The following is a 13,404-nucleotide window of genomic DNA, read 5'->3' as shown; positions in this document are numbered from 1 at the left end:
AGGTTTCGGAAAATCAAACTTTTGTACGGTACGGGAAAGACGGGCCGGAGTCAAGACACCGTAACGGGAAAGTGCGTTCGGGTTCATGTATGGGGCCGGCGGCGGAGGACGAGCAGGGTCATGTCGTCGGACTGGGCGGCATGCCCGGCGTGATGGTCGGCGGCGGCGAGGTACTGTTCGATCTGGCACCGGGCGGGTTCGCCGGCGTGGCGGTGCAGGAGCGCGGCCAGGGCTTCCGTCTCGAAGGGTTCCCGGTCCGCATTCATGGCCTCGGTGATGCCGTCCGAGTAGGCCAGGAGCGTGTCGCCGGGACCGAAAGGGATGGTGTCTTCCTCGAAGTCGAACTCGGGCATGAAGCCGAGCACGATGCCCCCGGTGCCGAGTTCGGTCAGGCGCCCGCCGGCGGTGCGGAGCAGGGGGCGGTTGTGGCCGGCGTTGACGTAGGTGAGGCGGTGCGTGCGGAGGTCGAGCACGGCGAAGAAGAGCGTCACGAAGGTGCCCTTCCGGATGCTGCGGCACAGGAGCCGGTTGGCGTTCCGGATGATCTCGCGGGGCGGGGCCCGGCGCTGGAGGCTCTGTGAGCGCAACGTGGCCTGCACGTTGGCCATCAGCATGGCGGCCGGCAGGCCCTTGCCCGAGACGTCGGCGACGCAGAGGGCCACGCGGTGCGCGTCCATGGGAATGGTGTCGTAGTAGTCGCCGCCGACCTCGGTGGCCGGGCGCGTCAGCCCGGCGAGGTCGTAGCCGGGCAACTCCGGCGGTTCGTCCGGGAGCAGGTACTGCTGGATCTCGTGGGCGAGGCGGTATTCCTCGCGCAGCCGCTGGAGGTGCTGCTCCTCTTCATAGAGGCGGGCGTTCTCGATGATCTGGGCGGACTGGGCGGCCAGGATGGTCAGCAGCCGCTGGTCCTCGGCGTCGAAGCGGGCCCCGCCCTTCTTGTTGTAGACCGTGAGCACGCCGACGAGGTGGGACTGGGCCAGCAACGGCACGCAGAGGATCGACCGGATGCCGGGCGGCCAGGCCGTGCCCCGGAACCGCGGGTCGCCGGCCGGGTCGTTGATCAGCAGGGGTTTGCGATGCAGGTGCATCCACCCGAGCAACTGGCCCTCGGCCCGGTAGGAAGGGTGCTCGCCCGAAGAGGCGGACGTGCGGATGAGGGTGCGGCTGGGGTCGTCCGTCTCGGCCCCGACGAGCGTGATGACGCCCTGCTCGGCCCGCACCGCCTTCAACGAGCGCCGGATGATCGTGTGCATGATGGCCTGGATGCCGTGCGCACTGCCGATCTCACGGGCCAGGTCGTTCAGCAGCGACAGCTCCTCGACAGCCCGCCGGAGCCGGGCGTTCTCGTGCTGGAGGGCTTTCAACCGTGCCCCGTTCGGATCGGCGTCGTCCATGGTCCGGCACCAGGTAAAGAGGGGAAGGTAGTCCCGGTCAATGTATCGATTTTTTCATAACTTGACACCCCGTGGCGCCTCTCCATTTTCGGGGTGAGCCGCCGGCACGGGTTGCACCGCATGCTCAAAACCATGCCAGAAATCGTTTCGCGCGTCGTGGATGTGTACCCGTACCGGCTCGGAAAGAACCCGGAACCGGTGTTTCTCGTCCTCCGGCGATCCGCCGGGCGGATCTATGGCGGGCAGTGGCGGATGGTGGGGGGAAAGATCGCGCCGGGTGAGACGGCCTGGCAGGCCGCCGTGCGCGAGCTGCTCGAAGAAACCGGGCAGTGGCCGCGTCGCCTCTGGTGCCTGCCTTCGATGAATGCGTTCTACGAATGGCGTCACGACCGGGTGAACCTCATCCCGGCCTTCGCCGCCGAGATCGCGGCAGACCCGGTGCTGGACGGAGAGCACGCGGCATTCCGGTGGCTGCCGGCGGTGAAAGCGGCGTCGCTGCTGGCCTGGCCCGAACAGCGCCGGCTCCTTCTGCTCGCCGGCCGGCTCCTCCGCGAAGGGGTCGCCCCCGAACTGGAAATTCCGGACGAAGCCCTCCGCACGGTGGGGACGTCCGGGCGGCGCGTGCCGTGACCTGCCAGGGTCCATCGCCGGCCCCGGAACCTGCAGATCCACCCGAACCATGGACCATATCCCTTTCGATCCGGACGGCGGGGTGCTCTTTGCCGAGGTGCTCTCCGGCTTTGCCCAGCCGGGCTCCTATGAGTTCCGCCTGTGGGAGGCCGATACGGCCGTGTTACGCGGCCAGAACGTGCTGGTGATGCGCCGGCACGGCAATTTCATCAACGCCGACGACGACGCCTACGCCCTCCCTACGCCCAGCGCGCGCAACCACCGGCGGATCGTGCAGGCCATCGTGACGCTGGCCCCCCTGCCGCCGGAGCGCCGGTACCGTGGGACGCTGCGGATCCTGCAGGACGGCCGGGTCCTGGGGGAGGTGTCGGTGCCCGCCGATCCGGAAGGTGGCACCACCACCGAACCTACCGTCACGCTCAACCTGTTCGCCCGGCTCGTACGGGCCGACGCCGAAGACCCGGAGGTGCCCGCATGATCCGCCTGCTTCTCCTTGCGGTGGCGGCCCTGCTCGTAGGCCCCCGGCCGGCCCCGGCCCAGCTCTTCTCTCTGAGCGAGCAGCCCGATCCGAACGCCGCCGCACTGTACCAGCTCGACTTCTCCGTGCCCGATGCGCCGGCGTTCAACCTGGTGGCCGTGGATCCGAGTGCCATCCTCCGGCCCACCACCGTGCGCCAGCTCACCAGCTCCGTGGCCGACCTGACGGGGGCGGGCGGGGGGGTCACCGTCCCGGAGGTTTTTGCCGTGGAGTTCTCCCCGGGCATGCTCGTGGGGGGGAAGGATCTGACCCTCTCGGCCTACCGGGCACGGCCCTGGCTGTACCGCCTGCGCCTCTCGGCCGCCACGCGGCGCGGGGAGGGGGAGGCCGGCCCCTCGGCGATGGCCTTCGGGGTGCGCGCCAGCCTGATCGATGAGGCGGATCCCCGGACGGACGATGACCTCATCCAGCGGGTCACTGCCCTCACCACACAGATCAATGCCATCTATGCCGCCGCCATCGGGCCGCCCGGAGAGGACGACCAGCCGGGGGTGGTGCCGCTTACCGTGCTCTCGGCGGACCAGGTGGCGCAGGTGAAGGCCCTGAACGAGCAGGTGCGTGCCGTGCTGGCGGCGCAGGCGGACCGTCGGTGGAACCGGGAGGCCCTGGACGTGGCCGTGGCCGTGCGCCTGGCTTCCCCGGACTCGCTGGCGAAGAACCTGCGGACCGACGAAGCCGCCGTGTGGCTCACCTATGCCCGGGGGCTGGGGAGCTGGGGCCAATGGCTCGTGGGCGGGCGGGGCGGCCTCACCCGAGACCCGATCGAAGGCGGCCTGGACGTGGTGGCCGCCACGCTGTCCACCCGCTTCTACGCCGGGGTGAACGCCTACAAGGTGTTCCTGGAGGTGCAGGCCGAGACGCGCCAGGGCGGAGCGCAGGACCATGTGGAGGAGGTGCTTTTCAACGGGGGCGGCGAGGCCCGGCTGATGGGCGGGGCCTGGATCGAGTTCGGCGGTGGGGTGGCCTACGACGCCCTGACCCGCAACTGGCAGGTGGTCAGCGCCTTCGCCGTCAAGCTCGGGCTGCCGGCCCCGTGAGGTGCAGTGGCGGGCTTCGTATCCCCCTACGGGCGACGATGCCGTGAAATCGGCGCGGACCGGATCCGCCCCGTGCCTGTCGCGTTTGCGTGGTGCCATCTGTCCAACCCTGTTCCGCCCCTGCATGCGGCCGCTCGCTCGCCTCAATCACTACTACTGGAAGTACCGGCATCTTTTCATCCCGGGCCTGCTCTGTGCGATGGCCTCGGCGGCTTTCGCCATCGTCGTGCCCATCGTCGTCCGGCAGGCGGTCGACGGCATCCCACGTATGGTGGCCCTCTACAACGTCTACGGGGGTTCACCCGTGCAGGGGTATCTGTATGCCGTCTTCTTCGCGATCCTGCTGCTCTTCGGCGTGCTGATCGTGCTGCTGAGCCTGTGCAGCGGCGTTTTCTCGTTTCTGATGCGGCAGACCATCGTCGTGGCGTCGCGTCATATCGAGTACGACCTGCGGAACAAGCTCTACGCGCATTTGCAGGCGCTCTCCTTCGGCTTTTACCTGCGTCATCCGACGGGCGACCTCATCACCCGGGCCACGAGCGACATCGAGCAGGTCCGCCGGTACATCGGTCCGGCGATCATGTACGTGACGCGGGCTGTCGTGGTGGTGGTGATGGCCATGACCACCATGTTCATTATCTCGCCGCGCCTGACGCTCTTTGCCCTCATCCCGATGCCCTTCCTGGCGCTTTCGGTCTTTCTGGTGGCCCGCATGGTGCACAGCCGCAGCGACGCCCTGCAGCAGCAGTATTCCGTGCTCACGAGCCGGGTGCAGGAGGCCCTCTCCGGCATCCGGGTGCTCAAGGCGTACACGCGTGAGGAAGACGAGGCCCGGGCCTTCGAGGAGGAGAGTGCCCGCTACCGCGCCCGCACGCTCGACCTGACCCGGGTCGAGGCCGCCTGGGAGCCGGTCTTTCTCATCCTCGTCGGCCTTTCGACCATCATCGTCGTGTGGACCGGCGGGCGGCTGGTCGTCGACGGGGCCATCACCCTGGGCAACATTGCCGAGTACATCATCTACGTGGCGCTGATGACCTGGCCCGTCGCCTCGGTGGGGTTCGTGACGACGATGGTGCAGCGGGCTTCGGCGTCGATGAGCCGGCTCAACCGCATCTTCGACACCCTCCCGGAGGTGGCCGACGACGAGCGCACGGACCCTCGCATCACATCCATCGAGGGGGCGCTCGCCTTCCGGAACGTCTCGTTTCGCTACACACCGGACGGTCCCTGGGTGCTCCGGAACGTGGACTTCGAGGTGCCGGCGGGGGCCACGCTGGCCGTCGTCGGGCGGACGGGGTCGGGCAAGAGCACGCTGGTCGAGCTGATCCCGCGCCTGCTCGATCCCACCGAGGGGTACGTCGAGATCGACGGGCACGACGTGCGGACGATCCCGCTGGAGGTGTTGCGGCGGCACATCGGCTACGTGCCACAGGAGGTCTTCCTCTTCAGCGACACGGTGGCCGGCAACATCGCCTTCGGCAACATGGACGCCCCGGCCGAGGCCATCGAGGAGGCGGCCCGCGAAGCCGAACTGCTCGAGAACGTGCGCGACTTCCCGAAGGGCTTCGAGACGTTCGTGGGCGAGCGCGGCATCACCCTTTCCGGGGGGCAGAAGCAGCGGACGTCCATTGCCCGTGCCCTCGTCCGCGATCCGCGCCTGCTCATCCTCGACGATGCCCTCTCGGCCGTAGACGTGAACACCGAGCGTAACATCCTGGGACACCTGCGCCGCCACTACGGCCGCCGTACCATCGTGATCGTCAGCCATCGGATCTCAGCCGTGCAGGACGCCGACCTCATCCTCGTGCTGGAAGACGGGCGCGTGGTCGAGCGCGGCACGCACGCCGAGCTGCTCGAACGGGACGGCTTCTACGCCGGCCTCTACCGCAAGCAACTGCTCGAACAGGAGATTGCGGCGTTATCGTAGTGCGTATTTCGTATAGCGGAGGTCATGGTTATGGAGGGCATGGCTGCCCTTAGCGAACGGCCCACGTGTAGTCGCGTCCCGGGACGCGTTGCGCGTCCCGTCGGCCCGGGCTCTCCGGTGGGCCAGGGGGCGCACCCGTGAAGGGTGCGGCTACATCGCGCTGCACAACGACGCCTTCAATAGCATGGACCAACGCTATAGTGCGTATTTCGTAGAGCGTAGCACGCGATCTTTACGCACCACGCACCACGCAACCGTTTCAGAACGCGTATGCAGACGGAAATCATCCCGCTGGGCACCGCTTCCGCCATGCCCGTGCGTGGCCGGCACTTTTCGGCGCTGGTGCTACGGCACGGCGGCCACGCGCTGCTGTTCGACTGTGGCGAGGGCACCCAGCTGCAGATGGTGCGGGCCGGGCTGATCAGCCCCCGCCTCGACGCTATCTTCATCACCCACTTCCATGGCGATCACTTCTACGGCCTGCCCGGCCTGCTGGCGACCATGAGCATGCTTCGCTACCAGGACGGTGTGACCGTGGTGGGGCCGAAGGGCCTCGCCGCCGCCCTGGATGCCACCCCGGGCCTCGACCGCGACTGGCTCTCGTTCGACGTCGACTTCGTCGAACTGCGCGAGGACTTCGGGCAGGCCACGGTGTTCGAGACGGAGACGTATGTGGTGACGGCGCGGCCGCTGGTGCACAACGTCTTCACGATCGGGTACCGGTTCGAGGCGAAGCCGCGGCCCGGAAGGCTCGACGTCGAGGCGGCCCGGGCCCGCGGGGTGACGGACTACGTGCATTACCGTCGCCTCAAGGCCGGGCACGACGTCACGCTGCCCGGCGGCGAGGTGGTCCGGGCCGGCGAGGTCGTCGGGCCGCCCCGGCCCGGACCGGCCTTTGCCTACGTGACGGACACCCGGCCCTGCGAGGCGGCCCGGCTGCTGGCCCGCGACGTGGACGTGCTCTACCACGAGGCCACCTTCGGGGAAGCCCACCGGGACCGCGCCCTGGAGACGATGCATGCCACCGCGCGCGAAGCCGCGGCCATCGCCCGCGACGCCGGGGCCCGCCGGCTGCTGCTGGGCCACTTCAGCGCCCGGTATGCCGACCCGGCCCCGCTCGTGGCGGAAGCCCGGGCCGTCTTCGAGAACACCGAGGCCGCTGAGGAGTTAAGGCGGTACCCTTTGAAAAGGCCAGATCCGACCCCGGAGCCCCGGACGCACGCCCCGGCCACGGGTACGCACGACGCGACCGGCAGGGGCCGCACCGGAGGGTGATCCCTCCCCGGGGCGGTTGCGAGAAACATCGTGGCGGACGACCAGCAGGCACAGCACCCAACCGACGAACAGGAAGCAGCCCGCCTCGACGGCAAGCTGCTGCGTCGTATCATTACCTACCTGATGCCCTACAAGGGCTGGGTCGCGCTGGCCTTCGTCTCCGTGATGACGGTCGCCTTTCTCGGGCCACTCCGGCCCAAACTCGTCCAGCTCGCCATCGACCGTCACATCGTCGTCGGCGACCTCGAAGGACTCCAGCGCATGGTGCTGTGGCTCGTGCTCGTCCTGCTCGCCGAAGGGGGGCTGGCCTTCGTCAACAGCTACCTGACCCAGTGGATCGGGCAGCATGCCATCTACGACCTGCGCACGAAGGTCTATCGCCACATCCAGCGGCAGCCGCTCCGCTTCTTCGACCGGACCCCCCTGGGCAAGCTCATCACGCGCGTCACGAGCGACGTCGAGTCGCTCAGCCAGGTGCTCTCGGCCGGCGTCGTCACCATCCTGGGCGATCTGTTCCGGCTCGTCTTTATCGGCTACTTCATGTTCGCCCTCAACTGGCGGCTGGCCCTGGTCACCCTGGTCGTGATGCCCGTCATGCTGTGGGCGACCCTGTGGTTCAAGCGCAAGGTGCGCGAGCAGTACCGGGAGACGCGCGTCCAGGTGGCCCGCCTCAACGCCTTCCTGCAAGAGCACATCACCGGGATGCGCATCGTGCAACTCTTCAACCGCGAGGCCGAAGAACTGCGGCGCTTTCGCCGGATCAACGACGACCACCGGCAGGCCCACCTCAAGACGATCTTTTATTTCGCCCTCTTCTGGCCCGCCATCGACCTGATCGCCTCCACGGCGCTCGGGCTCGTGATCTGGTTCGGCGGGGTGCAGGCCATGACCGGAACGCTCACGCTCGGGGTGCTCATCGCCTTCATCCAGTACGCCCGCCAGTTCTTCGAGCCCATCCGCAACCTCTCCGACCAGTTCAACACCCTGCAGAGCGCCATGGCCGGCGCCGAGCGCATCTTCGACCTGCTCGACCGCGACGAGGCGTTGCCCGAACCCGCGCGACCGGCCCGCCTCGAAAAGGTGCGGGGCCGCATCGAATTCCGCAACGTGTGGTTCTCCTACGACCCGATGCCCGCCGACGGGCAGGAGCCGAACTGGGTCCTGCGCGACGTCTCGTTCGTGGCCGAACCGGGCCAGACGGTCGCCATCGTGGGGGCAACGGGGGCCGGCAAGACAACCATCATCAACCTGCTCCTGCGCTTCTATGAGGTGCAACGCGGCCAGGTGCTGGTCGACGGCGTGGACGTCCGGCAGATGCGCCTGGCCGACCTGCGGCGGCACATCGGGCTGGTGCTGCAGGACGTCTTCCTCTTCTCCGGTTCCGTCCTGCGCAACATCACGCTGGACGACCCGCGCATCCCCCGGGAGCGGGTCGAAGAGGCCGTCCGCCTCATCGGGGCCGACGCGTTCATCGAGCGCCTCCCGGCCCGCTACGACCATGACGTGCGCGAGCGCGGCCTCTCGCTCTCACACGGACAACGGCAGCTCCTCTCGTTCGTCCGGGCGCTCGTCTATGATCCCGAGATCCTCGTGCTCGACGAGGCGACCTCCAGCGTGGATACCGAGACCGAGCACGTCATCCAGAAAGCGCTCGAACAATTGCTGAAAGGACGCACCTCCCTGGTCATCGCCCACCGCCTTTCCACCATCCAGCACGCCGACCGCATCCTCGTGATGCACCGGGGGCAGATCCGCGAGCAGGGAACGCACCAGGAACTGCTGGCCCTCGGCGGCCTCTACCGCAAGCTGTACGAGTTGCAGTACCGGGAACAGGAAGCTCCAGCCCCTCGCCGCGACCAGGTCGATGCGGCTTGAACGATGAGCGGAACGCTTCTTATGGCTGTCCTGTGGTTCGTCGCCGGTGCCCTGGCGGCGATGCTCGGCCGCTATGCCCGCGACCGGTGGCGGCACCACGGGCAGGCACGGCAAGGCCCGGAAACGACCGGCCCGCAGGACCGGCGCTTCCGCAGCCTGCTCGATACGGCCCCCGTGGCCATCACCCTCCTGCGTTTCGACGGGACCCTCATCTATGCCAACGAAGCCTTTGCGGAACTCGTTGCCGCCCCCGGGCCGGCCGGCGTCGTGGGAACCCATGCCCTGGACTACCTGGCCGAGGAAGACCATGCCGCCGCACGGGCCCGCCTGCCGGAACTCGAAAAAGGCCATGCCGGCAAGGTCCGGCGCACACTCGTCCGGGCCGACGGGCAGCGCCGGCAGGTGCTCATCGACTCACGGGTGGTCTTTTATGAGGGCGAGCGTGTCATTCAGTCCGTGATCGCGGATGTCACCGAACAGGAAAAAGCCTTGCATGACGCCGAACATTCTCTTTCGCTGCTGCGCTCGACGATCGAAGCCACGGCCGACGGCCTCCTGGTGGTAGACCAGAACCGCCGGATCGTCGCCTACAACACCCGCTTCTGCGAGCTGTGGCAACTCGACCCGGCAGAACTGGAACACCGCGACAGCCGTGCCCTCGTCGAGAACGTGCGGGATCAGGTCAACGATCCGGGCGTCTTCGCCCGCGAAACGGAGGCCATCTATGCGCGGCCCGAACGGGAGAGCTTCGATGTGCTGCACTTCCGGGACGGGCGCATCGTCGAACGCTATTCACGCCCGCAACGCCTCGGGCAGGATGTCGTGGGGCGTGTCTGGAGCTTCCGGGACGTGACGCTGCGGGAGATGGCCGAACGCGCCCTGCGGGAGTCGGAAATCAAGTTTGCCAAGGCCTTTCTCGTCAGCCCGGACGCCGTGATCATCTCCCGCCTCCGCGACGGCTACCTCTTCGACGTGAACGCCGGCTTCGAACGCCTGACCGGCTACAGCCGTGCCGAAGCCGTCGGCAGAAAATCGCTCGAACTGGGGCTCTGGCGCGAGGAAGACCGCCTCCGCTTCGTCGATGCGGTCCGGCGGCACGGGCGCGTCCGCGACATGGAGGTGGACCTCCGCGTCCGGGACGGGCGCCGGCGCACCTGCCTGGTTTCGGCCGAACGCATCGAACTGGGAGAGGACTCCGGGCTGATCACCGTGGTGCGCGACGTGACGGAGCAGAAGGAAGCCGAACGGACGCTGCGTCTCTCGGAGGAAAAGTTCGCCCGTGCCTTTCGTTCCAGCCCCGACTCCATCACCATCAGCCGGCTGCGCGATGGGCTTTTCCTCGACGTCAACGAGGGATTCGAGCAGATCAACGGCTACCGGCGTGAAGAGGCCATCGGGAAGACGGCGTCGGAACTCGGCATCTGGGAGGCGGACGACCGGGAACGTATGGTCGAGATCCTGCAGCGAGACGGGCACCTCCGCAACATGCCGTTTCGCTTCAAGATCCATTCGGGTGAGGAACGCGACTTCCTCGTCTCGGCGGAGGTGTTCGAACTCGAAGGCGAACCCTGCCTGGTGGCCATCTCCCGGGACGTGACGGAGCAGAAACGGGCCGAAGAAGCCCTGAAGACCCACGAGGCCCGGCTCCGCACCCTCGTCACGAACGTCCCCGTCGTGCTTTTCACCCTGGACCGGGAAGGACGTTTCACCCTCTCGGAGGGGAAGGGCCTGGCCACGCTGGGACTGGCGCCGGGCGAGGTCGTCGGCCGGTCCGCCTTCGAACTGTACGGCGATTATCCGGATATCGTGGCGCACCTCCGGCGAAGCCTCGACGGGGAGGCGCATGTGTGGATGGCGCATCTGGACGATCTGGTGTTCGAGACCACCACGACGCCCCTGTACGACGAACGCGGCGAGATCGTGGGCCTGATCGGGGTTGCCACCGACGTCACCGAGCGGGTCCGGGCCACTCGCGAGCGCGAGCGCCTCATCACCGAACTCGAGGCCCGCAACGCCGAACTCGAACGCTTCACCTATACCGTCTCGCACGACCTGCGTACCCCGCTGGTGACCATCAAGAACTTCATCGGCTTGCTGCAGGAAGACCTCGCGGCCGGCGATGCCGGGCGGGTGCGGCAGGACGTGGACTTCATCGACGGCGCCGCCGAACGCATGGCCCGCCTGCTCGACGAGCTGTTGCAACTCTCCCGGGCCGGGCGGATGGTGAAGCCGGAGGAAGGCGTTGCCCTCTCGGCGATTGCCGCCGAAGCGGCCGAAGCCGTCCTCGGCAACCGGCAACAGGAAGACGTCGAACTCATCATCGCGCCGGACATGCCGGTCCTCTCGTGTGACCCCGTCCGCCTCGGGGAGGTTTTTCAGAACCTGATCGACAACGCGGTGCGCTTCATGGGGGATCAGCCGCATCCGCGGATCGAGATCGGCGGGCGGCTGGAGGATGGCATGGCACGGTGCTGGGTGCGCGACAACGGAATCGGTATCGCGCCGGCGTATCATGAGAAGGTTTTCGAACTGTTCGAACGCCTGGAAACCGGCATCGACGGCACCGGCGTCGGGCTGGCGCTCGTGCGGCGCATCGCCGAGGCCCACGGCGGGCGGGCCTGGGTCGAATCCGAGGGGGACGGACGGGGCAGCACCTTTTTCTTCACCCTGCGGGCCGATCTGAAGGCATGAGCCGGGGTGTTCATCCCGGCTTCATGCCCGGGGCGGCACGCACGGCAGGCGCGGGCGTTATCAGGCAGGGAACGGAGCATCCACCATCGATACGGACACACCATGCGCCTGCTTGCCTGCCTTTCGACCTTCCTCCTTGGCCTCCCCTCCCTGATGGCGCAGCCCGTCGCACACCGGGTCGAAAACCTGGACGCGACCCCCGCCGGCTGGGTCTATTTCAGCCTGCGCGAGAACGGGCCCGTCGTGGTCATAGACGAGGCGGACGATGACTGGGATCTGGCCTTCAACAGCGTCGAGGTCCGGGTCAACGGGACGGGCCAGTACGTCGACGAGGCCTTCGACGCCCTCGACGAGGCACCCGCCGGGGGGTACGAAGCCGAGTTGCCCACCGGCAGCGGCCAGGGGTGGTACCTGTACCAGTTCGATACCCACACCGTCATCCCGATCCCGGACCGCGTGCTCGTCCTCCGCACCCGCGACGGCAAGTACGCCAAGGTGCAGTTCCTCAGCTTCTACAGGGACAGCCCGGACGGCACGCCTTCTGGCCCGCCGCGCTACTACACGTTCCGCTACGTGTTTCAGCCGGACGGCACGCGCTCGTTCACGCGCTGAGCGGGGCCGGCCCAGACGCTCCGGCCCACGCCGGGCCAGATGCGCGCCACGCCGAAAGCGGCCCGGACGGCGATCCAGCCGAGGGTGACGGCCCACACGAGCGCCAGCGCCTGCGGGTGCCGCACGTCGATGAGGAGCAGCCCGGCCGTGCCGAGCGTCGTCGCCGCGATCATGGCGTTGCGGAGGTAGCGGAAATCGGCCGTGCCCCAGTGGAGGCCGTCGGTGGCGAACGAGAGCGCGTTGAGCGGCTGCGAGAGGGCCGCCAGATGCCAGGCGGGGACGAACACCGCCGCAGCCCCGGCGGGCACCAGCAGATGGATCACCGGCCCCTCGGCGAGCCACATCGCCAGGCCGAGCGCGACGCCCGTGCCCAGGCTCCAGCCGCAGACCACCCGGGCCACGCGCCGCGCCTGCGCCCGGTCGCCCGCGCCGATGAAAAAGCCGACGAGGCTCTGCCCCGTGACGGCGAAGGCATCGAGGAACAGGGCGGTGAACATCCACACCTGCCGGATGGCCTGATGGGCCGCGCCGCCCTCGGCCCCGATGCGCGTGGCCGTCCGCGTCGTCAGCACGAGGAAGAGCGTCAGCAGGCCCGTCCGCACGAACAGGTCGCCGCCGACGCGGAGGAGGCGCAGGGCCTCGCCGACGGGGAGGCGGGCCGGGCGGCCGAGGCGCCGCAGCACGGTGCCCACGGCCCACGCCGCGCCGATCCACTGGCTCACGACGCTGGCCGCCGCCGCGCCGGCGATGCCCAGCGGAGGCACCGGCCCGGCGCCGAAGATGAGCAGGGCGTCCAGGGCGATGTTCAGCGCGTTGACCGTCACGGCCACGTAGAGCGGCGTCCGCATGTCCTGCAGCCCGCGAAGCGTCCCGAAGGCGGCCAGGGTCAGGAGGACGGCCGGCGCGCCGAACCAGCGGAGGCGGATGTAGGTGGCGGCGGCTTCGTGCAGATCGCCTGCGGCGCCCATGACCGTAGCGGCGGCGCCGGAGAGCGGGTAGCCGGCGAGCAGGAGTAGCACCCCGAAGCCGGCGGCCATCGCCAGGGCCAGGCCGTTCATCCGGCGGGCGTGCGCGGCGTCGCCCCGTCCGTGGGCCTGCGCCACCTCGGTCTGCGTGCCGACGCCGAGGAAGTTGAAGATCCAGAAGACGCTCGAGAGCACCATCGTGCCCACGCCGAGGGCGGCCAGCGGGGTCGCCCCCAGCCGGGCCACGAACGCCGTGTCCACCAGCCCCGTCACCGGCTCGGCCACCAGGGAAAAGAGCACGGGCACGGAGAGCCCGATGAGCGTCCGGTGGGGGCGGCGGGTGAACGGATGGGGCGGCGTGTTCAAGGGCTCCAGGGGCCGGGTTCGTACGGTCGGCTGCTTGTTGCCGGATCGACGGGGGAAGTTCCGCCGGAGAAGTTTTTTTCGTCTCCGTTGCAAC

Annotated in this window: 10 protein-coding genes; 8 read left to right on the top strand and 2 right to left on the bottom strand. The window is 68.5% G+C overall.

Annotated features, from left to right (window positions below; translation table 11 throughout):
* Nucleotides 1-83: 83 nt before the first annotated feature.
* Nucleotides 84-1,394, bottom strand: coding sequence for a PP2C family protein-serine/threonine phosphatase (locus tag GQ464_RS05955; RefSeq protein WP_166977966.1), 1,311 nt, complete (start codon nt 1,392-1,394; stop codon nt 84-86).
* A gap of 132 nt (nt 1,395-1,526) precedes the next feature.
* Here GQ464_RS05955 and GQ464_RS05950 point away from each other — a divergent pair, with 132 nt between their 5' ends.
* The 8 genes from GQ464_RS05950 to GQ464_RS05915 all read left to right on the top strand — a co-directional run bounded on the left by GQ464_RS05950 (nt 1,527) and on the right by GQ464_RS05915 (nt 11,979).
* Nucleotides 1,527-2,024 (top strand): NUDIX hydrolase, encoded by a 498-nt coding sequence (locus GQ464_RS05950; protein ID WP_228350652.1) that lies wholly within the window; start codon nt 1,527-1,529, stop codon nt 2,022-2,024.
* Nucleotides 2,025-2,073: 49 nt separating this feature from the next.
* Nucleotides 2,074-2,502 carry a hypothetical protein gene (locus tag GQ464_RS05945; protein ID WP_166977962.1) on the top strand — a complete coding sequence of 143 codons (429 nt, stop codon included), beginning with the start codon at nt 2,074-2,076 and terminating at the stop codon, nt 2,500-2,502.
* On the top strand, nt 2,499-3,599 hold the full coding sequence (locus GQ464_RS05940) for a hypothetical protein (protein ID WP_166977960.1): 1,101 nt from the start codon (nt 2,499-2,501) through the stop codon (nt 3,597-3,599). Before GQ464_RS05945 ends, GQ464_RS05940 begins: the two co-directional genes overlap by 4 nt.
* A gap of 124 nt (nt 3,600-3,723) precedes the next feature.
* Complete coding sequence (locus GQ464_RS05935; RefSeq protein ID WP_166977958.1) at nt 3,724-5,526, top strand: ABC transporter ATP-binding protein; 1,803 nt, start codon at nt 3,724-3,726, stop codon at nt 5,524-5,526.
* Nucleotides 5,527-5,796: 270 nt separating this feature from the next.
* Nucleotides 5,797-6,801 carry a ribonuclease Z gene (locus tag GQ464_RS05930; RefSeq protein WP_166977956.1) on the top strand — a complete coding sequence of 335 codons (1,005 nt, stop codon included), beginning with the start codon at nt 5,797-5,799 and terminating at the stop codon, nt 6,799-6,801.
* Between the two features lie 123 nt (nt 6,802-6,924).
* Nucleotides 6,925-8,676, top strand: coding sequence for an ABC transporter ATP-binding protein (locus GQ464_RS05925; protein WP_166978007.1), 1,752 nt, complete (start codon nt 6,925-6,927; stop codon nt 8,674-8,676).
* A gap of 21 nt (nt 8,677-8,697) precedes the next feature.
* A complete protein-coding gene (locus GQ464_RS05920) occupies nt 8,698-11,367 on the top strand; it encodes a PAS domain S-box protein (RefSeq protein WP_166977954.1) in 2,670 nt (889 codons plus the stop codon).
* A 102-nt stretch (nt 11,368-11,469) separates the two neighbouring features.
* A complete protein-coding gene (locus GQ464_RS05915; RefSeq protein WP_166977952.1) occupies nt 11,470-11,979 on the top strand; it encodes an HmuY family protein in 510 nt (169 codons plus the stop codon).
* Here GQ464_RS05915 and GQ464_RS05910 read toward each other — a convergent pair.
* Nucleotides 11,946-13,310 (bottom strand): MATE family efflux transporter, encoded by a 1,365-nt coding sequence (locus tag GQ464_RS05910; protein WP_228350650.1) that lies wholly within the window; start codon nt 13,308-13,310, stop codon nt 11,946-11,948. The two genes, GQ464_RS05915 and GQ464_RS05910, sit on opposite strands and share 34 nt — an antisense overlap.
* Nucleotides 13,311-13,404: the final 94 nt, after the last annotated feature.

It is taken from the genome of Rhodocaloribacter litoris (assembly GCF_011682235.2).
Lineage (GTDB): Bacteria > Bacteroidota > Rhodothermia > Rhodothermales > ISCAR-4553 > Rhodocaloribacter > Rhodocaloribacter litoris.
This window is presented reverse-complemented; position numbering and strand designations above follow the sequence as displayed.